23 protein-coding genes and 1 tRNA gene are annotated in these 26,992 nt (G+C 32.2%); 18 read left to right on the forward strand and 6 right to left on the reverse strand.

Annotated elements, in window-relative coordinates; genetic code table 11:
* Positions 1 to 29 precede the first annotated feature (29 nt).
* The 6 genes from ACKTSW_RS12500 to ACKTSW_RS12525 form a co-directional block, all read right to left on the reverse strand.
* Positions 30 to 614, reverse strand: a complete 585-nt coding sequence (locus ACKTSW_RS12500) for a Crp/Fnr family transcriptional regulator (protein WP_408025582.1) — start codon at positions 612 to 614, stop codon at positions 30 to 32.
* Between the two features lie 80 nt (positions 615 to 694).
* Complete coding sequence (locus tag ACKTSW_RS12505; protein WP_408025583.1) at positions 695 to 1,474, reverse strand: DUF4382 domain-containing protein; 780 nt, start codon at positions 1,472 to 1,474, stop codon at positions 695 to 697.
* A gap of 109 nt (positions 1,475 to 1,583) precedes the next feature.
* Positions 1,584 to 2,903, reverse strand: coding sequence for a DEAD/DEAH box helicase (locus ACKTSW_RS12510; RefSeq protein ID WP_408025584.1), 1,320 nt, complete (start codon positions 2,901 to 2,903; stop codon positions 1,584 to 1,586).
* A gap of 131 nt (positions 2,904 to 3,034) precedes the next feature.
* Entirely contained in the window at positions 3,035 to 3,289 is a 255-nt protein-coding gene (locus ACKTSW_RS12515) for a hypothetical protein (RefSeq protein ID WP_408025585.1), read from the reverse strand.
* A gap of 475 nt (positions 3,290 to 3,764) precedes the next feature.
* Positions 3,765 to 4,727 carry a succinylglutamate desuccinylase/aspartoacylase family protein gene (locus ACKTSW_RS12520; protein WP_408025586.1) on the reverse strand — a complete coding sequence of 321 codons (963 nt, stop codon included), beginning with the start codon at positions 4,725 to 4,727 and terminating at the stop codon, positions 3,765 to 3,767.
* Positions 4,720 to 5,595, reverse strand: coding sequence for a RimK family alpha-L-glutamate ligase (locus tag ACKTSW_RS12525; protein ID WP_408025587.1), 876 nt, complete (start codon positions 5,593 to 5,595; stop codon positions 4,720 to 4,722). The genes ACKTSW_RS12520 and ACKTSW_RS12525 overlap by 8 nt, the downstream gene beginning before the upstream one ends.
* A gap of 144 nt (positions 5,596 to 5,739) precedes the next feature.
* Between ACKTSW_RS12525 and ACKTSW_RS12530 the strand changes: the two genes are divergently transcribed.
* The 18 genes from ACKTSW_RS12530 (at position 5,740) to ACKTSW_RS12615 (ending at position 26,951) form a co-directional block, all read left to right on the forward strand.
* Positions 5,740 to 8,556: a VPS10 domain-containing protein gene (locus ACKTSW_RS12530; RefSeq protein WP_408025588.1), complete on the forward strand. Its 2,817-nt coding sequence runs from the start codon at positions 5,740 to 5,742 to the stop codon at positions 8,554 to 8,556.
* A 54-nt stretch (positions 8,557 to 8,610) separates the two neighbouring features.
* Positions 8,611 to 8,823: a zinc ribbon domain-containing protein gene (locus ACKTSW_RS12535; protein ID WP_408025589.1), complete on the forward strand. Its 213-nt coding sequence runs from the start codon at positions 8,611 to 8,613 to the stop codon at positions 8,821 to 8,823.
* A 133-nt stretch (positions 8,824 to 8,956) separates the two neighbouring features.
* Positions 8,957 to 9,319 carry a dihydroneopterin aldolase gene (folB, locus tag ACKTSW_RS12540; protein ID WP_408025590.1) on the forward strand — a complete coding sequence of 121 codons (363 nt, stop codon included), beginning with the start codon at positions 8,957 to 8,959 and terminating at the stop codon, positions 9,317 to 9,319.
* A gap of 55 nt (positions 9,320 to 9,374) precedes the next feature.
* Positions 9,375 to 9,445: transfer RNA gene (locus tag ACKTSW_RS12545), tRNA-Cys, on the forward strand.
* 256 nt (positions 9,446 to 9,701) lie between these two features.
* Positions 9,702 to 10,220 (forward strand): helix-turn-helix domain-containing protein, encoded by a 519-nt coding sequence (locus ACKTSW_RS12550; RefSeq protein WP_408025591.1) that lies wholly within the window; start codon positions 9,702 to 9,704, stop codon positions 10,218 to 10,220.
* 143 nt (positions 10,221 to 10,363) lie between these two features.
* Entirely contained in the window at positions 10,364 to 11,209 is an 846-nt protein-coding gene (locus tag ACKTSW_RS12555) for an MBL fold metallo-hydrolase (RefSeq protein WP_408025592.1), read from the forward strand.
* A gap of 11 nt (positions 11,210 to 11,220) precedes the next feature.
* Positions 11,221 to 12,861 (forward strand): S8 family peptidase, encoded by a 1,641-nt coding sequence (locus ACKTSW_RS12560; RefSeq protein WP_408025593.1) that lies wholly within the window; start codon positions 11,221 to 11,223, stop codon positions 12,859 to 12,861.
* Between the two features lie 67 nt (positions 12,862 to 12,928).
* Positions 12,929 to 13,333 (forward strand): hypothetical protein, encoded by a 405-nt coding sequence (locus ACKTSW_RS12565; RefSeq protein WP_408025594.1) that lies wholly within the window; start codon positions 12,929 to 12,931, stop codon positions 13,331 to 13,333.
* A 1-nt stretch (position 13,334) separates the two neighbouring features.
* Entirely contained in the window at positions 13,335 to 15,185 is a 1,851-nt protein-coding gene (locus tag ACKTSW_RS12570; RefSeq protein ID WP_408025595.1) for a M1 family metallopeptidase, read from the forward strand.
* Between the two features lie 215 nt (positions 15,186 to 15,400).
* Positions 15,401 to 17,092 (forward strand): glutamine--tRNA ligase/YqeY domain fusion protein, encoded by a 1,692-nt coding sequence (locus ACKTSW_RS12575; protein WP_408025596.1) that lies wholly within the window; start codon positions 15,401 to 15,403, stop codon positions 17,090 to 17,092.
* Positions 17,093 to 17,440: 348 nt separating this feature from the next.
* Positions 17,441 to 17,665 (forward strand): hypothetical protein, encoded by a 225-nt coding sequence (locus tag ACKTSW_RS12580; RefSeq protein WP_408025597.1) that lies wholly within the window; start codon positions 17,441 to 17,443, stop codon positions 17,663 to 17,665.
* 56 nt (positions 17,666 to 17,721) lie between these two features.
* Positions 17,722 to 18,465 (forward strand): GLPGLI family protein, encoded by a 744-nt coding sequence (locus ACKTSW_RS12585; RefSeq protein ID WP_408025598.1) that lies wholly within the window; start codon positions 17,722 to 17,724, stop codon positions 18,463 to 18,465.
* 88 nt (positions 18,466 to 18,553) lie between these two features.
* A complete protein-coding gene (locus ACKTSW_RS12590; protein ID WP_408025664.1) occupies positions 18,554 to 18,871 on the forward strand; it encodes a carboxypeptidase-like regulatory domain-containing protein in 318 nt (105 codons plus the stop codon).
* 57 nt (positions 18,872 to 18,928) lie between these two features.
* Positions 18,929 to 19,651 carry a GLPGLI family protein gene (locus ACKTSW_RS12595; protein ID WP_408025599.1) on the forward strand — a complete coding sequence of 241 codons (723 nt, stop codon included), beginning with the start codon at positions 18,929 to 18,931 and terminating at the stop codon, positions 19,649 to 19,651.
* A gap of 223 nt (positions 19,652 to 19,874) precedes the next feature.
* Positions 19,875 to 22,544, forward strand: coding sequence for a carboxypeptidase-like regulatory domain-containing protein (locus ACKTSW_RS12600; RefSeq protein ID WP_408025600.1), 2,670 nt, complete (start codon positions 19,875 to 19,877; stop codon positions 22,542 to 22,544).
* 225 nt (positions 22,545 to 22,769) lie between these two features.
* On the forward strand, positions 22,770 to 24,194 hold the full coding sequence (locus ACKTSW_RS12605; protein WP_408025601.1) for a PSP1 domain-containing protein: 1,425 nt from the start codon (positions 22,770 to 22,772) through the stop codon (positions 24,192 to 24,194).
* Positions 24,184 to 24,669 carry a gliding motility lipoprotein GldH gene (locus ACKTSW_RS12610; RefSeq protein WP_408025602.1) on the forward strand — a complete coding sequence of 162 codons (486 nt, stop codon included), beginning with the start codon at positions 24,184 to 24,186 and terminating at the stop codon, positions 24,667 to 24,669. The genes ACKTSW_RS12605 and ACKTSW_RS12610 overlap by 11 nt, the downstream gene beginning before the upstream one ends.
* Positions 24,669 to 26,951 carry a penicillin-binding protein 1A gene (locus ACKTSW_RS12615; protein WP_408025603.1) on the forward strand — a complete coding sequence of 761 codons (2,283 nt, stop codon included), beginning with the start codon at positions 24,669 to 24,671 and terminating at the stop codon, positions 26,949 to 26,951. Before ACKTSW_RS12610 ends, ACKTSW_RS12615 begins: the two co-directional genes overlap by 1 nt.
* Positions 26,952 to 26,992 lie beyond the last annotated feature (41 nt).

A 26,992-nucleotide genomic window follows, 5' to 3' on the forward strand; every position in this document is an offset into this window, starting at 1 on the left:
CAAACTGTGCAAATATTAGCCATTTGGCGCTAATTTATGTTTTTACGAATCCTACTCATATGCCGGGTAGAAATACCTAAAAAAGAAGCTAAATAATGTAGTGGAACTTCTTGTAGTAATTTAGGTTCGTTTTCCAATAATTTCTTGTAGCGTTCTTCAGGAGTCAGTGTAAGTAAATCAATACGATAATCATCAATTAAAAAGATTTGGTGTTCAACCAAGTTATAGTAAAATTGATGAAAAGCTTTATTGTATTTTATTAGGCGCCTAAAATCATCTATTGTCATAATCCAAAGTTTGCAAGTACTGAGTGCTTTGATGTTTTTTGGGGAAGGGGTTTGCTGTAAAAAGCTTTTTAATGATGTGGTAAAGCTATTTTTTAAAGCTAAATAGGTGGTTTTTTCTTCTCCAGAAACGGGTACAGCATGTTGTAAAATACCGCTTTCTACAAAGCAGAAATAGGAGCAAACCTCTCCTTTTTCAACAAAATATTGATTTTTTGAAAGTGAAAATTCTTTAAAATGGTTAACAATCTCAGGAATGAGGTCGTTTAATATATCATCATTTACAATTTCTTGAAGGTGTAGTGCTACTATTTTTTTTGAAGCTTCCATTTTACGGAATAAATTTTAGCTTAAAAGTAAAAAAAAAGATGCTTTTTACAGCATCCTTTGAAATAATTTATGTTGGTGAGTTATTCTAACTCAACTGTCCCCATATTTGTGTTTTCACCTAATACTACGGTAACTTCTTCAACCGTTTTAGCAGTTAATCCAGAAGCTTCGTCAGGAGTAAAGGTTACGCTATAAGAACCAGCAGGTACTCCGTGTAACATAAACTTACCTTCTTCATTTGTTAAGGTAGTTATAGCCTCTTCAGTACCAGAAACAGCACTAACCTCTACTTGATACTCAAACGGGTTTACCACTCCAGAAATAGCTCCAGAAGCAGCTTCAGTAGTCACTCTAATAGTTGGTTTTAAACTATAATCACCGTTGCCCTGAACTACGATTGATTTGTCAACCATAAAGTCTAAGATAAAGGTGTACTTTACACCACCTACTAAATCTTGGTGTACATTTAGTTTTAATCCTGATTGTTGTGCGCTAGGGGTTGCTAATGGATACGTTTCTCCATCTACTACAACAGAATTGTTTTCACCTAAAACTAAACGAATTTGACTAATTTTACCAGCAGGAATTTCAGTGTCTACTAATAAAGCGTCAATTCCACCAGTTAACTCAAGTAAGTTGTATACTTGTGGAGTAAGGTTTCCAAGGCTTTGCCAACCATTTTCTTTGTCTCCAGCGTTAATCATTATGTCCTGTACGTCGATGTTTACTTCATCGTAATCTCCAGGAGCGTCTACTAAGCGAACTGCCACTTGAGACGTTTTTGGGTCGTCACTAGAACAGCTAACAAATGCGGTAAAAAAAGTTGCCAATGCAACTAGTAATAAAACATGTTTTTTCATAATTATTGGTTTTTGTAATACACAGTAATTATAACAATATTTATACCAAAATATTGCTTTGCTTAACTAGTAAAATTCTGAAAAACTGATAACTAATAAGATAAAATGGTTATTGAGGTGTTTTGTTATTATTTCTTCTATTACGACTATTTCGTTTTTTAGGAGTTTGTTTTTTAGTGTTTTCTGCTGAAGTTTTTTTTGCTTTTTTCTTTAATTCAGAAGAGGCTTTAAACGATTTTTTTGCTGGTTTTTTTTCAGTACGCTTTGGTCGTTCAGTTTTAACTTCATCTTTTATGGTAGATAAATCAAACCCTTCTAATTGAGAAGCAATTATTTTTTGTCCTAATAACTTCTCAATACTTTTTAAGTATGCTTCCTCTTCTTGCGATACCAATGAGATTGCTTCTCCACTAGCACCAGCTCTTCCTGTTCTACCTATTCGGTGTACATAATCTTCAGGAATATTTGGAAGTTCAAAATTAATTACATGTGGTAATAATGGAATGTCTAATCCACGTGCAGCGATATCGGTAGCTACCATTACTCTAATAGAGTTGTCTTTAAACCCTTTTAAAGCTTTGGTTCTTGCCCCTTGGCTTTTGTTTCCGTGAATAGCAGCAGCAGAAATTCCTCGTTTAACCAACTTTTCAGTTAATCTATTAGCACCGTGTTTGGTTCGAGTAAAAATTAAGACTTGACTCCAGTTTCCTTTAGAAATTAACTGACTTACCAATTCAGTTTTCTTACTCTTAGGAACTTTATATAGTTTCTGATTCACTTTTTCAGCAGTAGTATTTTCTGGAGTAGCTTCAACCATTACAGGATTGTGTAAAATACCTTGCGCCAATTTTTTTATTTCTTTCGAAAAAGTTGCTGAAAACAATAAGTTTTGACGTTTTTGAGGTAAAAAAGAGATTATTTTTTTAATATCTCGTAAAAACCCCATGTCTAGCATTCTATCAGCTTCATCTAAAACTAAAACATCTACACGTTTTAACGATAGTTGATTTTGTTCATGCAAATCAATTAACCTACCAGGGGTAGCTACTAAAACGTCGATTCCGTTTTTGAGAGTGGCTATTTGAGAACTTGGTTTTACACCACCAAAAATGGCGGTAGATTTAATATTTAAATGTGTGCTATATTCGCGTACATTGTCATATACTTGAGCAGCTAATTCTCTTGTAGGAGTTAGTACTAATGCTTTGATTGGACGATGTTTAGGATTCTTTTTTTCTGATATGTTTTGTAAAATAGGCAAGGTAAACCCTGCAGTTTTTCCTGTTCCGGTTTGTGCAGAAGCTAATACGTCTTTGCCTTCTAAAATAACTGGAATTGCTTTTTCTTGAATAGGAGAGGGGGTTTCGTACCCTTTTTCGGTTACAGCTTTCACTAAAGCTTTTGATAAACCTAACGATGTAAATGTCATATATAATTCTTCAGTAGTATCTAAATTATGCACTACTATGAGCCAACAAAGGTACTGCTATTTATTGGGCTTCGCCTATAAATAAAAAAGACGCCTTAATTTAAGGCGTCTTTTTTTAAAATATTATGTGTTTAGCTTTTTCCCATGGCACTTTTAATAACGCCTACAATAATCAGTAAAACAGCCCCGCCAACACCACTACCAACAATGTTACCAATAATACCAGCAATATCAATATTTAACATTCCTAACAATTGGGCTCCCAAACCTCCACCAAGAATTCCTACAACAGAATTCCAAAGTGTACCTAACGAAAACTTTTTTAACAATGCACCAGCTAAGTTACCACCAAGGGCACCACTTAATAAGCTAATAATTAATTCCATAATTTGATTTTTTGAATAGTTAATAGAACATAAAGAAAGTGAAAATTATTGAATAATACAAATAAGAGTTTGGTATAAGTTTAATAAAATCAATAAATTAAATAATCATTTTATTGAAAAAAGAATTATATAAAATTAATTGAATTTACTTTTTTAATAAAGAAATACTATATATAAGTATACACCGAAACATAGAATAACAGAAAGCTGTATATAAAAAAGCAATACTCTACTACTTCTAAAGTGTCTTTTTGATAAATTAATTAGTTTAGTAAAAAAAAGAGACGCAAAGGTGATAAAGTAAATGAGTTTAGTATACATAAAGTAAAAACTCTTGATAGTAGTGATGAAATAGCTGTAGTTAAAGTTACCACAGTATGTTCTATAGACTATCTAAACACGAAAGCAAGTTAGAAAGTTATTAACATACCAAGGAAGCTCAGATTGAAAAAAAGAATAAGAAATACGCAACATCCTAATTACCAATATGAAATAATGCGTCTCCCATATTCACAATAGGAAAGTTGTTTTTAGCAATAATATAACCATTAGAAGGGGACTTTACAGAAAAGTTTGTTTCTCCATACGTATCCATAATATGACCTAAAGTTTGTCCTTTTTTTATTTCATTACCATTGTGTACCACTGGCGTAAATAATCCTGCAACTTTAGCTCGAATCCATTTTCGCTTATTAATGTGTATTGAAGTAGTATTTTTAGCAATTTCTACATTATCATTTATCATTTTAAAATGTTTTAAAACACGAAGAGTTCCGTTGATTCCTTGTTGAATGGCTTTTTCTTCAAGGCGTAATGATTCTCCCCCTTCATACACAATTACAGGGATATTGTTTTTATAACACTGGTTTCTAAAAGACCTTGGAATAAGTTTGGAGCTAAACATAAATGGAGCGTTAAAAATAGCAGCTAATGCAACTCCTCTTTCATCTTCAGGAGTATATCGTATTTGTGGAAAGTTATTACGTTGTTCTCCTCCCGTATGAAAATCGATAGCAAAATCTACGTTATTAATAATTTCTTTCATTAAATAATGAGCCATTCTACTTGCTAAAGAGCCAGTTTTTGAACCCGGAAAACTGCGGTTTACGTCTTTACCATGCATGTCTCTAGACATATTTAAGAAGCCAAAAACATTTAATAAAGGAACTACGATAACACAACCACGATAAATTTTATACGATTTATCAATTAACATTCTTCGTACCAATTCAACGCTATTTACTTCATCACCGTGTAAACCACCTTGTAATAAAACAGTAGGGCCTAATTCATCACCATTAAAAACATATATAGGAATTTCTATTAGTGTACCAGTAGGTAATCGATCAACCGGAATTTTAATTAGCTTAGATTCACCTAAACCAATTTTTTGTCCACGAATTTCTATGATTTTGTTTTTAAAGTTTTGTTTAAACATTTTTTTCTAAAAATTTAACAATAGTTTTAGCAATATTGTCTTTGGTATATGCTTCGATTCCCTGCAATCCAGGGGTAGAGTTCACTTCAATTAATAAAGAACCTCGTTTAGAGCGTATCATATCAACTCCGGCAATAGGAAGTTCTAAGTATTGAGCTGCTTTGATAGCTATTTCTTCTTCTTCAGGAGTTAAAGTTACCTTACGCCCGCTTCCTCCTTTGTGAATGTTGGAGCGAAAATCTTCTTCCAATCCTTTACGTTTCATAGAAGATACCACTTCCCCATTTATAACAAAAGCACGAATATCTTCACTATTACTTTCTTTAATAAATTCTTGTAATAAAATACTTGTGTTGGTTCCATGCATGGTATCAATAATAGACATAGCAGACTTTTTACTTTCAGCTAAAATTACTCCAGAGCCGTGTGTTCCTTCTTGTAATTTAATAATGATAGGAGCCCCCCCTAGTAAATCTATCTGTTCACTAACATTCTCACTATCTACTGAAAAAACAGTTTGCGGAATAGGAAGTTTATTTCGACTCATTATTTGTAAGGTACGAGCTTTATTTTGTGCATGAACAATACCTAAATAACTAGCGGTACTGTAAACATTATTCATTTCAAACTCTTTAACAACTGTTGTTCCGTGTTTCATAGCAGAAACACCTATTCGAGGAATAATTACATCGGGAATATCAATAATATTTTCTCCTTGATATATAATAGCAGGCTTACCATTTCCTAGTTTTATAGAACATTTTAAATGGTTTATAATATGAACTTTATGTCCACGACGACGAGCTTCTTTGTATATTCTTTGTGTTGAATAAATTTGGTCGCTAACAGAAAGAATAAAAATAGTCATCACCTAAAAATTTGAGGATAAACAAAACTAATAATTTTTTACTTCACAAAAACTCCTAGAAAAAGAAGTATCTCAATATTCTGTTAATTTTTTTGAAATAGTATTTACTTGGAGTATTTTCACTTCTTCTAAATCAAACTAATCATGAAAACGTTTACAAGAATTTTTATAACTTTATTTCCACTTACAATAGTTGCTCAGGAGCCAACTTCTTCAGAAAAAATTCAACAAGCACTACAACAAAAAGAAATTCTAACAGAAAATTCAACCGTAAAAAACATTGCTTTTGAAAGTATGGGGCCTACGGTGATGAGTGGTCGTGTGGTAGATGTTGATGTGAATCCTGAAAATTCAACTGAATTTTATGTAGGATATGCTTCAGGAGGTGTATGGTACACCAATAACAATGGAACAACATTTACTACTATTCTTGATAACTCTCCAACACAAAATGTAGGAGACATTGCAGTTGACTGGAAAAATGGAACGATTTGGGTAGGAACAGGAGAAAATAACTCTTCGCGTTCATCGTATGCAGGAATTGGAATTTTAAAATCTAATGATAAAGGAAAAACATGGATGAATGTAGGATTATCAGATTCGCATCATATAGGTCGAATATTAATCAACCCTAAGAACCCTGATGAGGTAATAATTGGAGTAGCGGGACATTTGTATTCTTCAAATACAGAAAGAGGAATTTTTAAAACTACTGATGGAGGAAAAACGTGGAAAAAAACCTTATTTATTAATAAAGATACAGGAATAATAGATATACAACAAGCACCAAATAATTTTAAGGTGTTGTACGCAGCTGCTTGGGAACGTAATCGTAAAGCTTGGAATTTTGATGGAGACGGAAAAAATTCAGCAATATACAAATCTACCGATGCAGGAAGTACATGGGTAAAGATTTCTGAGAATAATGGTTTTCCAAATGGAGATGGTGTAGGTAGAATAGGGTTAGCAGTGTATGATGAAAATACAGTGTATGCTTTTCACGATAGTCAATTCCGAAGAAAAAAAGACATCAAAAAAGAGGGAGATTCTAATGCATTAACGAAGGAAGATTTTAAAACGATGTCGGTTACTGAGTTTTTAAAATTAAAAGACAAAAAACTGAACAGCTATTTAAAACTGAATGGTTTTCAGGAAAAATATCGCGCAGAAAATGTAAAACAAATGGTACGTTCAGGTTCGGTAAAACCTATCGATTTAGCAAAATATTTAGAAGATGCAAATACGCTATTGTTTGATACTCCGGTAGTAGGTGCTGAGGTTTTTAAAACTACCAATGGAGGAAAAACATGGAAAAAAACACACCAAGGTTATTTAGATGATTTATATTATTCATATGGATATTATTTTGGAGAAATTCGAGTAGACCCTCAAGATGAAAATGGAATTTATGTGTTGGGAGTCCCTATTTTAAAATCGAAAGACGGGGGAAAAACTTTTACCTCAATTAGTAAAGAAAATGTTCATGCCGACCATCAAGCTTTATGGGTAAATCCTAAAAAACAGGGACATTTAATTGATGGGAACGATGGAGGGTTAAATATTTCGTATGATGATGGCGAAAGCTGGACAAAATTAAATCAACCAGCCGTAGGGCAGTTTTATACAGTGTATGCTGATAATCAAGAAAACTATAAGGTGTATGGTGGTTTGCAAGACAATGGGGTATGGGTAGCAAACCATAATGCTAAGATTGATAAAAGTTGGCAACAAAAAGGAAAAAACCCATACCAAAGCTTAATGGGAGGCGATGGTATGCAGATAGCAGTTGATGATAGAAACCCAAACATCGTGTATACAGGGTATCAATTTGGAAACTATTATCGAATAAATAGAGAAACAGAACAAAATAAATATATCCAGCCAAAACATGAATTAGGTGAAAACCCGTACAGGTTTAATTGGCAAACACCTATTCATTTATCGAAACATAATCAAGACATTTTATATTTAGGAGGAAATAAATTACACCGTTCTTTAAACCAAGGAGATGATTGGGAAACTATTTCAGAAGATTTAACTAAAGGCGGAAAGAAAGGAAATGTAGCTTACGGAACCTTAACCACTATTTCTGAAAGCCCGTTCCAATTTGGGTTGATTTATGTGGGTTCTGATGATGGATTGATACAGGTAACTAAAAATGGCGGTGGAAGCTGGGAGAAAATTTCAAACTCATTGCCTCAGAATTTATGGGTAAGCAGAGTAATTGCTTCAAAACATAAAAAAGAACGTGTATATGTTACGTTAAACGGTTACCGTTTTGATGATTTTACACCATATGTGTATAGGTCTGATGATTATGGAAAAACATGGAACAACATAAGTAGTAACATTGCTATGTCACCTGTAAATGTAATCAAAGAAGACCCTTTAAAAGAAAATATTTTATATGTAGGAACTGATAATGGACTGTATGTTTCTTTTAATCAAGGTTCAACATGGGAGCCATTTAAAAACGGATTACCAAATGTTGCTGTACACGATTTAGTAATTCAACCAAAGGCGAAACATTTAATTGTAGGTACGCATGGTAGAAGTTTATACAAAGCGAATATAGCTCCGCTACAAGAGTTTGATACTAAAGAAATGCTCTTTAGTATTAAAAATATTAAAAAACGAAATTCTTGGGGAAGTACTTGGAGTAAATGGCTACAACCAAACACCCCAAAACTTACGATTCCGTTTTATGTAAACAGTAATAAAGAGCTTACTGTTGCTATTTATTCTGATGATATTTTGGTTAATACTATAAAAGCAAAGGCTCAAAAAGGATTTAATGAATTGACTTACGATGTTTCTTTTTCTAAGAAAGGAAGAAAAAAATATATAAAAAAACACAAAGAGGCTGTAATAAAAAAAGCAAAAAACGATATATATTATTTACCTAAAGGAACCTATAAAGTAGTGATTGAAGAATTAAGTAAAACATTTGAAGTGAAGTAAATTGTAACATTTTTTAGTTTTCAGACTCTTATAAGTAAATAATAAAGAGTCATTATGAATAAAGCATTAAACTATACTTGTCCGAAATGTAACAACAAAACCTACGAAGTAGCAGAAATGAGAGCTACAGGAGGTACATTGTCTAAAATTTTTGATGTTCAAAATAAAAAATTTACAAGTGTAACCTGCAAAAGATGTAGTTACACAGAGTTTTATAAAGCTAAAACAGGTGCATTAAGTAATATTTTCGATTTCTTCACGAATTAATAAACATGTCATTTCGAACGAAGTGAGAAATCTTATTATCTTAAGAAATGAATAATATTGTTAAGGTCTTTTACGGTTATTGAAAAAATACGAAGTATGTTTTTAAATAAGTAAACATTGTTATTTTTGCGACATGGGAATTATACGTGTAAACGACATTCGTGTTTTTACAAACCACGGATGTTTAGAGGAAGAAGCTAGAATAGGTTCGGAATATAGAGTTGATATTGAGGTAAAAGCCAATTTAAAAAAGTCAGCACAAAGTGATGAGTTAGTTGATACGGTAGATTATGTGCACTTAAATCAAATTGTAAAAGAAGAAATGGCGATTCGTTCTAAATTATTAGAACATGTTGCTCAACGAATTTTAGATAGAGTTTTTAAAGAGATACAACTCGTTGATGAAGTGGAGATTAACGTAGCAAAAATTAACCCACCCATTGGAGGAAATGTTGCTGAGGTAGTGATAGTTTTATCAGATGTACGTAAAAAGTAAAAAAAGCTTGCAAAAAACGATAAAAGCTGTAAATTTGCAGTCCTTATCAATATAAGGTGTCGTGGCCGAGTGGCTAGGCAGTGGTCTGCAACACCATCTACAGCGGTTCGAATCCGCTCGACACCTCAAAAAGCTCATCAATTATTGATGAGCTTTTTTATTTTAATTTAATTGAGGCATTTGTTGCTATTATAGTTTTTAGTATTCTTATTTAAAATGATATAAAAAGGATAATGATTTAAAAAGCCAACTCTTATATATTAATAAACTTATTAAGTATGATAGTATTATTAATCATAATGAAAGGTATTTGAATAGGAAAATTTATAGAGAGTATGATATTCCAAAATTAAAATCCGAAAAAGAAATGGTGATAAAACAGATGAAGAAAAACAACTTTTTTTTTCATTCTATTATTGCAGGAATTTCGATAGTATTATTTTTATTATTAATTCTATTTATTTATCAATATCACAAGAAGAGAGTTTACAAACAAAGATTTGAGGAAGTAATTAATTTTAAGGAAAAGGAAACTGTAAAAGTTGTAAAAACAAAAAAAGAAAACATTAACATACCGAAACAAATTAGAGAGTTTATTTTAGAAGGGTTAGATGAGTTTGAAAAAGAACAGAAATTTATCACGAGTAACATTACATTAAGTTCTCTAGCAAAAGATTTAAACACCAATACTCAATACTTGTCCAAGGTAGTCAATCACTATAAGGATAAATCTTTTTCGGCATACCTGAGTGATTTAAGAATCTCGTATATCATAGAGAGATTAAAAAAAGATGTTGTTTTAAGAAAGTATACAGTAAAAGCGATTGCAATAGAAGCTGGATTTAATAATGCCGAATCCTTTTCTAAAGCATTTTTTAAAAGAATTAGAAAAAAGAGATAATAATCCTTTATGATTTTATAAAATCACTTGGAAAGTCTAAACGCATACAATGCTTTAATCATGGCAGATAGCATTTCTAGAAACTAAACACTTTTTATTTTCCTTAACAAAATAATTCGTTAAAATTCTGCATCTTTGTAGCTATGCGAATTTATCCGATAGAAACAGGAAATTTTAAATTAGACGGAGGCGCTATGTTTGGCGTAGTTCCGAAAACGATTTGGCAAAAGACAAACCCAGCCGATGAAAAAAACATGATTTCAATGGGTATGCGTTGTATGCTTATTGAAGATGGTGATCGTTTAACACTTATAGATACGGGTATCGGAAACAAACAATCCGATAAGTTTTTTGGATATTATTATTTATATGGAGACTTTTCATTAGATACTTCTTTAGCAAAATATGGCTTCCATAGAGATGATATTACCGATGTGTTTTTAACACACCTACATTTTGATCATTGTGGAGGAGCAATTCAATGGAATAAAGATAGAACAGGCTATGAACCAGCCTTTAAAAATGCACGTTTTTGGAGTAACCAACGTCATTGGGACTGGGCGGTACACCCAAACGCACGAGAGAAAGCATCTTTTTTAAAAGAAAATATCTTACCCATTGAAGAAAGCGGACAACTAAACTTCTTGCACTTAAATGCAAAAGACTATGTTGGGTTTGACGTGTTGTTTAAAGATGGCCATACAGAAAAGCAAATGCTACCAAAAATAAAATACCAAGAAAAAACATTGGTCTTTATGGCAGATTTACTACCTACCGCAGGTCATATTCCATTACCCTATGTGATGGGCTATGATACAAGACCATTACTTACCTTAAAAGAAAAAGAAGCCTTTTTAAACGAAGCAGCCGATAAAGAATTTTACCTGTTTTTAGAACACGATGCTTACAACGAAGTAATAACAGTAAAGCATACAGAAAAAGGAGTTCGTTTAAACGAGACATTTAAATTTACAGATATTTTTAATTAAGAATTGAGATTATGAGAGTTTTAAAGCCCGTATTTTACTCGGCAGTTGCAGTGGCTACCTTAGCTAGCTGTAAAACAGTAAGCAAAATCCCTGTGCCAGCAGGAAGTAATATCGTAGTGAATATTCCAGCAAAAAAAGCGGAATTAACCGATTACGAACAAAAAAACTGGCAACATTTAGATTTAGCTACTGATACAATCCCTGGAATGAGCGTAAATAAAGCGTATGATTTCTTAAAAGGGAAAAAAAGTGTTCAGGTTGTAGTAGGGGTAGTTGATTCGGGTACCGATTTAAAACATGAAGATTTAATGGATGTTGCTTGGGTAAACACCAAAGAAGTAGCAGGAGATGGAATTGACAATGACAAAAATGGTTATGTTGATGATATCAACGGATGGAACTTCTTAGGAGACTCATACAAAGAGCACTTAGAATACGAGCGTATTTTAATGAAACCAGAAGTTGCAGATGCTGAAACCTTAGCAGAAGTTAAAGCTTATCAAGCAGAGAAAATAGCAGAAGCTAAAATGACAGTTAGTCGTTACAAAAACTTAGAAACAGGAGCTGTTGAGTCAGATAAAGCATTGACGAAATATTTCGGAAAATCGTCGTATACAAAAGATGAGGTTGCTGCTATTAATACAAGTGACGAAATGTTAGGAAAAGCAAAGGCTTTTGCAACTCAAATGTTCGGATACTTTGAAACATTAACAGAAGCTAAAGAGTATTTTGAAAAAGGGATTAAAAATGCTCAAAAGACTATTGATGGAGACAACTTAAAAACAGATTATCGTACAGTAGTTGGTGATAATGCATACGATATTAATGATAAGCCAGGGTATGGAAACGGTAATACAGGTCACTCTGTGAAAGATGAAGCACACGGTTCTCACGTTTCAGGAATTGTGGCAGCAAAAAGAAATAATGGAAAAGGAATGAATGGGGTTGCTGATAATGTAAAAATTATGGCAGTGCGTTCAGTTTCTGATGGCGATGAGTACGATAAAGATGTTGCTTTGGGTATTCGTTATGCAGTTGATAACGGAGCAAAAGTAATAAATGGTAGTTTTGGTAAAGGGTTTTCACCTAATAAAGAATGGGTTTACGATGCAATTAAGTACGCAGCATCAAAAGATGTCTTGTTTGTTATTGCAGCAGGAAATAGTGGTAAAAATATCGATGTAGAAAAAACTTTTCCTAATGATACTCCAGATTTAGAGAATGAAATTGCAGACAATGTATTAACAATTGGAGCAATGAGTGCAAAGTATACTAAAGAATTACCAGCACCTTTTTCAAACTATGGTAAAAAGAATGTAGATGTGTTTGCACCAGGAGTACAAGTGTATTCAACAACTCCGGATAATGAATACAAGAAATTAGATGGAACATCATTTGCTTCACCAGCAACAGCAGGAGTTGCAGCATTAGTGCGTTCTTACTACCCTGAGTTAACAGCAAGTCAAGTAAAGCACATTTTAATGAACTCTGGAACTAAAATAGATTTAGAAGTTGTTAAACCAGGAACAGGAGCTAGATATGGTACTGCGCCTGTAAAAGTTCCTTTCTCAGAATTATCAGTATCAGGACGTGTTGTAAATGCATACAATGCAGTTAGAATGGCTGATAGAATGGTAAACGGAAGAAAATAAAGCTATTATAAACAAGCTAGAAAAGAGCATTATTATTTGATGCTCTTTTTTTGTTATAGGAAAACACATGCAACTAGAATTCAACAAAAAAACACAAGAACTAACAATTAAAGATGAAGTACCAATGCATTCATGGTTAATTATCTCTTTGATGTTAATTAATGGAATTAATATGGGAGTTCAGTTGTATTTAATGAGTTATAAAAACAATGAAACCCTTTTTGTTTTTATGTTTTTACTTGCAGTAGTTTCTGTAGTAGTAATATTTTATTACGTGGTAAAAAGATCATGGAAATCTAAATACCTACTTAATGAAATTGAAGGAATAGAAACTAGAAAAACCTACGGAAGAGAACGAGTTTTTCTAAAATTACGTAATGGAAAAAGACGTAGTTTTCCAGTATTAAAAAATGAAAAAGAACTAAGAGATTTTAAGAAAACACTAACCTCAATGGGAATCAAACAAGTTTAATATGAAGAAAATAATTTTAAGTCTTTTATTGTTACCAATTATTTCTTGTGCTACGGTAAACAGCGCAAAAAACAAGACTGTAACACAAACAAAAGTACACAAACAATCGAACCAAGCATATTGGCAACAACATGTTGATTATACGATGGATGTTGATATGGATGTTAAAACATATCAATACAAAGGAACGCAAAAACTAGTATACACAAACAACTCACCAGATGTGTTAAACAAAGTATTCTATCATTTATACTTTAATGCATTCCAGCCAAACTCTCAAATGGATGTTCGTTCAAGAAACATTAAAGATCCAGACAGAAGAGTAGGAGATCGCATTAGTAAATTATCACCATCAGAAATAGGTTATATTAAAGTAAACTCTTTAAAACAAAACGGATCAGTTGTACAACACGAAACTGTTGGAACGATTTTAGAAGTAACATTAAATAAATCTATTCAACCTGGAGAGAGTGTGACATTTGATATGGTTTTTGATGCGCAAGTACCAAAACAAATACGTCGTACGGGCCGTAATAATGCAGAAGGAGTAGCATTGTCGATGACACAATGGTATCCTAAAATGGCAGAATACGATTTTGAAGGTTGGCACACACCACCATATTTAGGGAGAGAATTCCATGGAGTTTGGGGTAATTTTGATGTAACACTTCACATAGACAAAAATTATGTAGTAGGAGGAACAGGGTATGTGCAAAATCCGCAAGAAGTAGGTCACGGTTATGAAGATAAAGCAAAGCCGCTAAACCGTCCTTCAGGAAATAAGTTAACTTGGAAATTTACAGCACCTAATGTACACGATTTTACTTGGGGAGCAGATCCAGAGTTTATCCACGACACCTATAAAATGAACAATGGAATCGATTTACACTTCCTGTACAAAAAAACTTTAGATGCTGAGTACTTAGAGAATTGGAAGAAATTACAGTCTAAAACAGCAGAGTTAATGGAGTACTTTAGTAAACATATAGGTCAATACCCTTATAAGCAATACTCAGTTATTCAAGGAGGAGATGGTGGTATGGAATACGCAATGTGTACATTAATTACTGGACAACGTAAGTGGGGAAGTCTGTTTGGTGTAACTGCTCATGAAATGGCACATACATGGTTTCAGTTCTTATTAGCAACTAACGAGAGTAAACATCCATGGATGGACGAAGGGTTTACTACCTATATTTCAAACAAAGCAGAAAATGAAATCTTAGGAGAAGGAAAAGAAAATCCACATGCAGGCTCATACAGAGGATATAATTATGTAGTAAGTAAAAATTTAGAAGAGCCTTTAACAACACACGCCGATAGATATAATACGAATACAGCATACGGGATTGCTAGTTATTCAAAAGGAAATATTTTCTTATCTCAGTTAGAGTATGTTATAGGAAAGGAAAATGTAGCGAAAACGTTACAGAAGTATTTTAAAGATTTTTCTTTTAAACATCCAGTACCCAATGATATCAAACGTACAGCAGAAAAAGTTTCAGGACTTCAGTTAGATTGGTATTTGAATGAATGGACGCAAACAACACATACTATTGATTACGGAATTAAATCAGTAAACGGAAAAGAAGTCACATTAGAACGTATTGGTCAAATGCCAATGCCAATTGATGTTGAGGTAACCTATACCGACGGTTCAAAACAATCATTCAATATTCCCTTACGTATGATGCGTGGAGAAAAACCAACCAATGCAACCATTATTACCGATTGGACATTTGCGCACCCAACGTATACATTTACAGCTAAAAAAGAGGTAAAAACAGTTGAAATTGATCCATCAAAACTAATGGCAGACGTAAATCAAGAAAACAACTCGTACGGGAAGTAAGTTTAAGTGATGTAAAAAATACTAAAAACGGAAAATCTATAAAGGTTTTCCGTTTTTTATTATAAAAAACCTAATCCATAATTTTCTTTGTGTAATTATCTCATAGATTCTATGTAATTTTGTTGCTTAAACCTTTTAGGTAGCTCTTAATTGATTCTCTTTTAAAAGTGAACCACATAGGTTGAAAGATAGAACACCGTACATAATTTATAAAGATGTCAGAAGAAAAGAAATCATTGAATTTTTTAGAGCAAATTGTTGAAGAAGATTTGGCAAATGGAATGTCAAAAGAAAACTTACGTTTTCGTTTTCCACCAGAACCAAATGGATATTTACACATTGGGCACACAAAAGCTATTGGTATTAGTTTTGGTTTAGGAGAAAAATACAATGCTCCTGTAAACTTACGTTTTGATGATACAAATCCAGCAAAAGAAGAACAAGAGTATGTAGATGCTATTAAGCGAGATGTAGCTTGGTTAGGATATCAATGGGAAAACGAATGTTATTCTTCTGATTATTTTCAGCAATTATACGATTGGGCGGTTCAATTGATTAAAGATGGAAAAGCATATGTAGATAATCAGTCTTCTGAAGCAATGGCAGAACAAAAAGGAACGCCAACACAACCAGGAGTAGCAGGACCGAATAGAGATAGAAGTGTTGAAGAAAATTTAGATTTATTCACACGTATGAAAAGCGGTGAGTTTGAAGAAGGATCTCATGTGTTACGTGCTAAAATAGATATGGCGTCACCAAACATGTTAATGCGTGACCCTATTATGTATCGTATTTTAAAAAAGGCACACCACCGTACAGGAAATGATTGGGTAATTTATCCAATGTACGACTGGACACACGGAGAAAGTGATTATATAGAACAAATCTCTCATTCACTATGTTCATTAGAGTTTAAACCTCACCGTGAATTATACAATTGGTTTAGAGATAATGTGTATGAATATAGTCAATCAGAATACCCATTACCACCAAAACAAAGAGAATTCTCACGTTTAAACTTAAGCTATACAGTAATGAGCAAACGTAAGTTAATGAAATTGGTGGAAGAAGGAATCGTTTCAGGATGGGATGATCCACGTATGCCAACTATTTCAGGATTACGTCGCCGTGGTTATACCCCTGCTTCTATTCGTAGTTTTGTTGAAACGGTAGGAGTTTCTAAACGTGAAAACGTAATCGATGTGGCGTTGTTAGAGTTTAAAATTCGTGAAGACCTAAACAAAACAGCGAATCGTGTGATGGGAGTTTTAGACCCAGTAAAAGTGGTAATAGATAATTATCCAGAAGACCAAGAAGAGATTTTAATTGCTGAAAACAATCCAGAAGATGAAAACTCTGGTACAAGAGAAGTTCCATTTTCAAGAGAAATTTATATAGAACGTGAAGACTTTAGAGAAGAAGCAAACAAAAAGTTCTTCCGTTTAAAATTAGGAAAAGAAGTACGTTTAAAGAATGCGTATTTTATCACGGCTAATAGCGTAGAAAAAGATGAAAATGGAAACATTACGGTAATTCACTGTACATATGATCCATTAACAAAATCAGGAAGCGGAACAGAAGAAAGTAAGCGTAAGGTAAAAGGAACTTTACACTGGGTTTCTATAAAACATGCCGTAAAAGCTGAGGTAAGAGCGTATGACAGATTGTTTTCAGATGAAGCACCAGACAGTCATAAAGATAAAGACTTTATGGAGTTTTTAAATCCGAATTCATTAGAAAAAATTACGGCTTACGTTGAACCAAGCTTACAAGAAGCAAAAATTGGAGACCGTTTTCAGTTTCAACGTTTAGGGTATTTTAATGTAGATGATGATTCAACAGCAGAAAATTTAGTATTCAATAAAACTGTTGGATTAAGAGATAACTGGGCAAAAAAGAATAATTAGAACCCAAAAACATAAAACAAATAAAAACGCCGCTTTTAATTAAAAGTGGCGTTTTTAGTATGTGATAAAAACTCTTTTTTACATGTTTCTAAAAAAACATTATAGTTTTTCTGCTTTTTAACATTTTATAAGAAAATAATTTTATAAATTCAAGGCGATAATAAAAAGTGATCAATTTTTATTATTAGCTAGCTAGTGGAAAAGGAAAAATGTTTATAAAATTGCGCACATTTTTCTTTTAATTTTTTTGGACGTGTTACCTCATTCACTTTATGTTTATGAGGAGGGCTATCTTCTTTTATAAATAGAGAGGAAATAAAAATTAATTAAAACTTAAAAAATTTAAAAATGAAAAAAGTAATTTTAGTAGTAGGAATGGTTTTTGCTACTAGTAGTTTAGTGAATGCTAATACAAATGGTATTATAAATAATAAAGCAGAAATTATAGAGACAGACAGATGTGCATCTATGGCTGATGAAGCGGCAACCTATGTTTCACTTATGGGAGGTGATTATTGGACAGCATGGTTTGGAGCATATGGAAGTTGTATAGAGCTTGAAAGAGCACAATAACAATAAAACATGATGGTATTTAAATATCATCATGTTTTTTAAATATCATTATTAATATGTTAAAGTTAAAAAACACTCTAATAATTATAGGTTTCTTATTTTTGAGTTTTAATTTGTTGAGTCAGAATTCTTTACAATCAGGTTGTGTGGTTTATAATATTAAAATGAACCCGAAACAATCAGTAAAAAATATTCAAGGGTCAAGGGGATTTCATCAGATGCGAAAAAAAATGGAAAATGTTTTTCCTAAACTAAAATTTACTTTAAGATTTGATAGGAATGAGTCTATTTTTTTTATGAATCCTAATTTAGAAATTGATGGTAAAGAATTCTTAAATAAGTTAGCTATTATCGCTACTCGTGGTGAGAGTAAATTTTTTATTAACAAAAATGAAAAATTAGTCTTAGAACAAAAATCTTATTTTGGAGAAGACTTTTTGGTAAAGTTTTCTACAGATGATTTGAAGTGGACGTTGATTAATGAAAAAAAGATAATAGGTAAATATACTTGTTATAAAGCTGCTGTAAAAAGGGTAAATAGTGGGCCTTTAAAGAAAGGAGAAAAGTTTTCAACATATATAGCTTGGTATTGTCCTGACATTCCATTTAATTTTGGTCCTTATGAGTTTACAGCTTTACCAGGTTTGATTTTAGAACTCTCTAATGACCATATAATTTATACAGCTTCGATAATTAAATTGAGTAAAGAAGAAACAAAAATAGAAAGACCTAGTCAAGGTAAGTTGATAACAAAAGAAGAATTTGAGGGTATTGGGAAGAAAGCTTTCGAGAATAGATAAAAAAATATTGAAAAAGAAAATACTATTCATTTTCTTCTTTTCACTTGTAGCTTTTTCTAACGCCTAGACTATAATTTTTAAAGGCGGGATAAAAGACAACTTGCAAAACCCATTATCGTTTGCTAATGTCATTGCAAAACCTCAAAAAACAACAGAAAACATGCGTTTTGCTATTTCTGATGAAGAAGGAAAATACCGTTTAGATCTAAAAAAGAATAACAGTTATACTATTAGTGTTAGTTATTTAGGGTATGAAACAACGAGTTTTGTAATAACACCTGCTGAAAATATAATTAAAGATATTATTCTAGTTGAGGCTAAAAACCAGTTAGATGAAGTAGTTATAGAGCTCCCTGTTACCGTAAAAAAAGACACTATTATTTACAGCGACTGCATAAGTGATTAACTTTGATTAAATTCTAATAAGCCAATTTCAAATTGGCTTATTTTTAAAATAAAAAATATGATGAAAAAAATAAACCTTTTTATCTTTTTGGCTTTGTTTTCTATACAAATATTTTCTCAAAATAACAATGGAAAATTAGTATACAGTGCTTATTTAAACCAAGCTAGTTTTAACAAAAACATAAGTAAATCTAAAAACAATAAAGTTAAAGAACTTATTGAATCACAAGGGAAAAGGAAGTATTTGTTATTGTTCAATCAATTTGAATCAATATTTAAACAAGATGAAAAACTAAAAAACGAGAATTATAAAGGTAAGATAGACTTAGTTTCAATATTTGTAGGCAAGGGAAGTTATTACTATAACTTAAAGACCAAAGAACTTTTGAATCAAAAAGAAGTAATGGGAGAAAATTTTGTGGTAGAATGTGATAGTGATTATAATTGGGTATTTATACAGGAGACAAGAAAAATTGGAAATTTTTTATGTCACAAAGCTGTTACAACAAAAACAATAAAAACAAAGAAAGGAGATTACAAGGAGAAACCAATCGTGGCGTGGTATACCTATGATGTACCTATTTCATTTGGAATAAAGGATTTTCAAGGCTTGCCTGGTGCAACAGTACTTTTAAATGGGTACACCATTACTTATTCATTAATAGAAGTCAAACTTAATTCTTTAGATAAAGTAGATATTAAAAAGCCTAATAGAGGTAAAAAGATAACAGAAAAAGAATTAGATCAGCATCTCAGAGAAAATAGTTTTAAAGGTTTTTAACCAAATGATTTTTACGAGTTTTGGAGTATTTAATTACCATCTCGAAAGACTTTTATGTAAAATAAAGCATACTTTAAACCCTCCTTTTTGAAGTAGTGTTTTTGAGTATAAAGTTCAATGGTTTAAGGAAGTAAAATCATAATAAAAAAGTACTATTTAGCTAACTGATTTTAAATATCCTAGAAAATAGAAAAGAATGTAAAGAAATGAGTAAGCAGGTTTTATGAAAGAAAAAATAGCAGTTATTTTTTTTACGTTATTTGTTAGTGCTTTTTCTAGTGCGCAAACTATTGTTCTTAAAGGGATTGTACAAGATAGCTTACAAAAGCCCTTATCTTTTACCAATGTTATTGCAAAACCTAAAGAATTATCCCAAAATATGCGTTTTGTGGTTTCGGATGAAGAAGGAAAGTATCGGTTAGAACTAAAAAAAAATCATAGTTATACTATTAGTGCTAGTTATTTAGGGTATGAAACAACGAGCTTTTTAATAACACCTGATGAAAATATAATTAAAGATATTATTCTGGTTGAATCTAAAAACCAGTTAGATGAAGTTATCATAGAGCTACCTGTTACCATAAAAAAAGACACTATTATTTATAATGCCGATAAGTTTGTAGACGGAAGTGAACGGAAGCTAAAAAACATACTTAAAAAGCTACCAGGGGTTGAGGTAGATAAAAACGGAGGAGTTACTGTTCAAGGAAAAAAAGTAACCAAATTATTGGTTGACGGTAAAAAGTTTTTTGGAGGCGGTACCAAATTAGGAGTGGAAAATATTCCTGCTGGTGCAGTTGATAAAGTAGAGGTTATTGACAACTATAATGAAGTTGCCTTTTTAAAAAATATCTCAGATTCTGATGATATGGCAATGAACATTCAGTTAAAAGAAGATAAAAAACGTTTTCTATTCGGAGATGTTGAGGCTGGAACTAATGTTGGTTATGATTCTTATCATAAAGCTAGTGCTAATTTATTTTATTATTCACCAAAAACGAATGTAAATTTTATAGGAAACCTAAATAATATAGGAGAAAAAACTTTTACGTTTAAAGATTATATGAATTTTCAAGGAGGGGTTAATGCTGTATTTAATGGTAACTTTAACTGGAAAGGTGGTGATTTTTCTCAATTTTTAGAAAATAGTGATGTTTTAAGTAGCAACCAACGCTTTGGAGCCTTAAATATTACTAAAACGGTAGCAAGTAAGTTAGATGTTTCTGGGTATGTGATTTTTTCACAGAGTAATAATGTTAGTTTTAGTGAAACACTTAATGAGTATACTACGTTTAGTGAAGATAAAAGTAATAAATCAAGTAGCGAAAATTTGCTAGGTATTGGTAAATTAAATATGGAGTACGCTCCAAATAACAAAGAGCAATGGTATGCAAGAAGTCAAGTGAAAAAATTGAACGTCTCTAATGAAAATAATATTCTATCTATAATTAGTACAGAAAATAATAATATTGCTACCAAAAGGAAAAATGATACATGGTATATAAATCAAAATATCGAGTGGCATAAAGAGCATTCTTATAAACACACTTTTTCTGCAATAGCTGATTATACGTTTGATAAAAACACACCTACTTCGAATTGGCTAGCATCAGACACCTACGCAAAAACTATACAAAATATTGTACAGCCTGTAGATACTACGCAAAGTCAGTTGCGCTTATTTCAAAATAAATTTACGGAGAGGCACCATTTACATACCGTTTTTAAAGATTTTTGGGTGTTAAATAATAATAACCACATTTATTCGACAATTGGAAACACCCATCAACAAGAAAAATTTTCAAGTAATGATTTTCAGCTATTAGATGATAATAGTAGGAATGATTTTAAATCAGGCGGATTTAATAACAACACTGTTTTTAAACACAACGATTTTTTTGCAGGGATTCATTATAAATTCCGAACGGGAATATTTACCTTTAAACAAGGAGTATACTTACACAACTATCATTGGAAAGTAAATCAGGAAGAGCTTATTGATAAAGAGAAGTGGGTATTACTACCCGATTTTCTACTAAAAATTGAATTCAATAAGTCAAAGAAAATTCAATTGAATTACAATTTAAAAACAAATTTTTCAAATGCTTCACAATTAACAAACCGTTTTTATTTACAATCGTATAACTCAGTGTTTAAAGGAAACCCAATCTTAGAAAATGAATTATACCATTCGGCACGTATACGTTACAGTCGTTTTAGCTTATATAGAGGTTTAATGTTGCATGCAAGTGCAAACTATACAAAAAAAGTAAAAGGCTTTAGAAGTGCTGTAAATTTTGATGGGGTAAATCGTTTTTTAACGACGCAATTACTAGAAAACCCAAATGAAAATTGGGGGATTAGGGGTTCTTTAAGAAAGAAAATAAAAAAAATACGCTACAAACTCAGTGGGGCTTATAATAATTCAAAATATTTACAAAGTGTGAATAATACCTTTGTGAATAATAAAAATACCAACTACAATTTTGAAGTGGGTGCTGAAACCTTGTTTGATAAATTCCCTACGATAGAAGTTGGTTACAAACGAACCATAGGTAATTACACCTCAAACAATTCTACCTCGAATTTTATAACGAATGAACCTTTTGCAACAGTAGATTATGATTTTTTAAAAGGTTTCGTTTTTAATTTTGATTATAGACATTACGATTACCAAAATAAATCGTTAGGAGCTCAAAACAAATATGATATTGCCAATGCAATGTTGTCGTATCAAAAAGAAGACAGTCCTTGGTTATTTAAAATAACTACCCAAAACCTATTTAATACAACTTTTAAACAAAATAACAGCTTTTCAGATTACTTAATTTCGGATACTAGAACTTATATAATGCCTAGAGTAGTGTTGTTTAGTATTGGGTACAAATTATAGTTTTTCTAAAAAACTATTTTTATCTACTGTTTTAGAGTAAAAAAAGAGCGCCCTCTTTTAACAAAAAAATCAATTTTCACTTTTCATTAGAATATGTATCTTTACGGATTAAGGATAGTTGTGATAAAGAAAATTTTATACAACTGAAAATCAAATAATAAAAATGTTTTTTGATACTGTAAACATTACAGGTTTAAAAAATATTTCAAAAAAATATACTATCGTATGAGTTGTAGCAGTTGCACAACTGACAAAAGCGGCACACCAAAAGGTTGTAAAAGTAACGGAAATTGTGCTACAGGCACGTGTGGAAGTGGAAATAAGCTTGCTGTTTTTGATTGGTTATCAAATATGACTTTACCTACGGGTGAAGCGCCATTTAATATTTTTGAAGTCCGTTTTAAAAATGGGCGAAAACACTTTTATAAAAACCCTGAAAACTTAACCCTTTCAATGGGAGATGTCGTTGCAGTTGAAGGATCTTCAGGGCACGATGTCGGTATCGTTTCTTTAGCAGGAGAACTTGTAAAAGTTCAAATGAAAAAAAGAAAAGTTACTGCCGATAGTGAAGAAGTAAAAAAGATATATAGAAAAGCATCACAAAAAGACATTGATGCTTGGCAAGAAGCTCGAGATAGAGAATTAGAAACACAGCGAAAAGGAAGAGAAATTATAAGCCGTTTAGGGTTAAAAATGAAACTTTCTGATGTTGAATATCAAGGAGACGGAACCAAAGCTACTTTTTACTACACAGCAGATGAACGAGTAGATTTTCGTCAGCTAATTCGTGATTTAGCAAGTGCTTTTTCTATCAGAGTAGAAATGCGTCAGGTAGGAATGCGTCAAGAAGCAGCCCGTTTAGGAGGAATTGGTTCTTGCGGTAGAGAACTGTGTTGTTCTACTTGGCTAACCGATTTTAGAAAAGTAAATACCGCAGCAGCTCGTTATCAACAGTTATCATTAAATCCATTAAAACTAGCAGGACAGTGTGGTAAGCTAAAATGCTGTTTAAACTACGAATTAGACACATATTTAGACGCATTACAGAGTTTTCCTAAACAAGACAAAGTATTAAAAACAGAAAAAGGAGATGCTGTCTTTGTTAAGATGGATATCTTTAAAAAATTACTTTGGTATACCTATAAAGAAGAAAGTTTTAAATGGTACAAGTTATCGTTAGACCAGGTTCAGGAAATTATAGAATTAAACAAAAATAATGAGCTTGCTTTACCGTTAGAAGAATATGAGTTAGAAATGGCAGAAGAAACTTCTGTCGACTTTGAAAATGTTGTTGGGCAAGATAGTTTAACACGTTTCGATGTACCTAAAAAAGGACGCAAAAACAACAGACGTAATAAAAGAAAACCAACAAGTAAGAAAGAAGTAATTCAAAAACCTTCTAACCAAAGACCTAAGAGAAAACCTCAAGGAAAAACAGTAAAAACGGAAGAAGGTCAAAAAGTAGAAAAAAAGAGAGTTGATAACAGGAAGCCAAAACCTAAAAATAACTCAAAAAACAGAAAACCAGAGGTAAAACAGGGAGATAAACAACAAGGTCAGAAAAAACCTAACAATCAACGTAGAAAGCCTAACAATCAACAGAAAAAAAACAACAACGACAACAAAAACAACACCAATAATGAGAAGTAAAGTTGGCATCTTTTTTTTAATAACTATGTTATTTGCTTCATGCGACTCAAGTAGTGATTTTGATGCCTATGTTGCACTTCCTAAAAGTTCATGGAATAAAAAGAATACAATACAATTTACATTCCCAATTAATGACTCTATTGGTAAGAAAAACCTTTTTATAAACTTAAGAAACAGTAAAGATTATGCATACAGCAATCTTTTTTTAATCACCCAAATGAATTTTCCTGACGGACAAGTAATTATAGATACCTTGGAGTATGATATGGCTGATGTTACAGGCAAGTTTTTAGGGCAAGGTTTTTCTGATATTAAAGAAAATAAACTTTTTTATAAAGAAAACATAACATTTCCTGCTACAGGAGAATATACTTTTAAAGTTCGACAAGCCATGCGAAAAAATGGAGCAGTTGAAGGCATTGAAGAATTAGAAGGAATTACCCATGTGGGATTTAGAATTGAAAAAATAAAATAATGACAGAGCAAATAACACCAAGTTTTGGCAAATATATTAAGTGGTTTTGGGGGATTATATTAGGAGCATTCCTTTTTATTTTTCTATTGTTTTTGTTGGCTTCGTGGGGGGTGTTTGGAGCACTACCAACCTTTGAAGAATTAGAAAACCCTGAAAATAATTTAGCTACTGAGATTATTTCAGCAGATGGTAAAACTTTAGGTAAATATGCCGTTGAAAATAGAACACCAATAAAATATAAAGACATTCCTGAAAATATGGTAAAAGCATTAGTAGCTACTGAAGATGAGCGCTTTTACGAACATTCGGGAATCGACTTTAGAGGAACAGCAAGAGCCATTTTAAAACCAGGTAGTGGAGGGGCAAGTACCATAACGCAACAATTGGCAAAAATGTTGTTTACAGGAAAAGCATCTCGAAATATTTTTAAAAGGGTGATGCAAAAAGTAAAAGAGTGGGTGGTAGCAGTAAAGCTAGAGCGTCAATATACCAAAGAAGAAATCATTACGATGTATTTAAACAAATATGATTTCTTAAATCAAGCCGTAGGTGTTCGTTCGGCAGCTCGAATTTATTTTGGAAAAGAACCAAAAGAACTAAACGCCGAAGAATCTGCTATGTTGGTAGGAATGCTTAAAAACTCATCCCTTTTCAATCCATTAAGAAGAGAAGAAATGGTAAAACAACGAAGAAATGTTGTTTTAAAACAAATGAATAGAAGCGACTTTATTACTACGCGACAAAAAGATTCATTACAGCAACTAGGGTTAGGGTTAAATATTAATAGAGAAGGACATAGCGATGGTTTAGCAACGTACTTTAGAGAGCACTTAAGGAACATTTTAAAAGAATGGGTAGAAAAGAATCCGAAGCCCAATGGAGAGCCCTATAATATTTACAGAGATGGGCTAAAAATTTATACAACGATAGATGCTCGTATGCAACAATATGCTGAAGAAGCTATGACTGAACATATGGCTAACCTTCAAACGTATTTTAATAAAGAGCAAAAAAGAAACAAAACAGCTCCTTTTTATGATCTTGATAAAAAAGAAATAGACAGAACTTTAAGAAGAGCTAAGCAAAACTCTGATCGTTACAAAAGTATGAAAGCTGCAGGAAAGTCAGAGAAAGAAATAGATAAAGTATTTAATACAGCCACTGATATGCGTGTTTTTACTTGGAAAGGAGAACGAGATACAGTAATGACGCCTTATGACTCTATACTGCATTATAAGTATTTCTTACGTTCAGGTTTGGTGTCTATTGAACCACAAACTGGTCACATTAAAGCATGGGTTGGAGGAATAAGCCACAAGTATTTTAAATATGATGCAGTTGAACAACAAAAACGTCAAGTAGGATCAACATTCAAACCTTTTGTTTATGCAACAGCAATTAACCAGTTAAAAATGTCACCGTGTGATAAATTACCGAATACACCATATACCATTCCAAAAGAAAAATATGGAATGCCAGAAGATTGGACGCCCAAAAATGCAGGGAATAAATACGGAGATGAGTTAACATTAAAAGAAGCTTTAGCAAAATCGGTAAATGTTATAACAGCTCAATTAATAGATAAAGTATCTCCAATAAATGTAGTTAGATTAGCAGAATCTGCAGGAATACAATCTAAATTAGAAGCCAATCCATCAATAGCGCTAGGAGCAATAGATTTATCGTTAATAGAAATGGTAAGTGCGTATTCAACCTTTGCAAATAAAGGGTTACGTGTAACTCCATTGATGATTACTCGTATAGAAGATAAAAACGGTACTGTTTTAGAAGAGTTTGTGCCAGAAACCAAAGAAGTGTTAAGTGAAGAATCTGCCTATGTAATATTAGATTTAATGAAAGGAGTAACTCAAGTAGGTTCAGGAGCAAGATTACGATCAACGTGGACCTCAGGAGGAGATGTAGTAACAGGTTTTCCTTATGGTTTTACAAACCCTATTGCTGGTAAAACAGGTACAACACAAAATCAGTCAGATGGTTGGTTCATAGGAATTGTTCCAAACTTGGTAACAGGCGTTTGGACAGGAGGTGAAGATAGAGCAACACACTTTGCCGGACTTAAATATGGTCAGGGAGCTACGATGTCATTACCAACTTGGGCGTTGTTTATGAGAAAATGTTATAACGATAAAACATTAGATGTTAGTAAAGAAAGTTTTGAAAAGCCTGAAGATATCAGCATTAATATAGATTGTTTAAAAACTGAAATAGATGAAGAAGGTGGAGAAAAAGAAGAACAGCAATCAGACGATACAGATTTTTAGTATTTTATAAGGTCTTTAATTACTTAGTAATCAAAGCTTAA

Origin of the sequence: Tenacibaculum sediminilitoris, from assembly GCF_964513795.1 — a bacterium.
GTDB classification, from domain to species: domain Bacteria; phylum Bacteroidota; class Bacteroidia; order Flavobacteriales; family Flavobacteriaceae; genus Polaribacter; species Polaribacter sediminilitoris.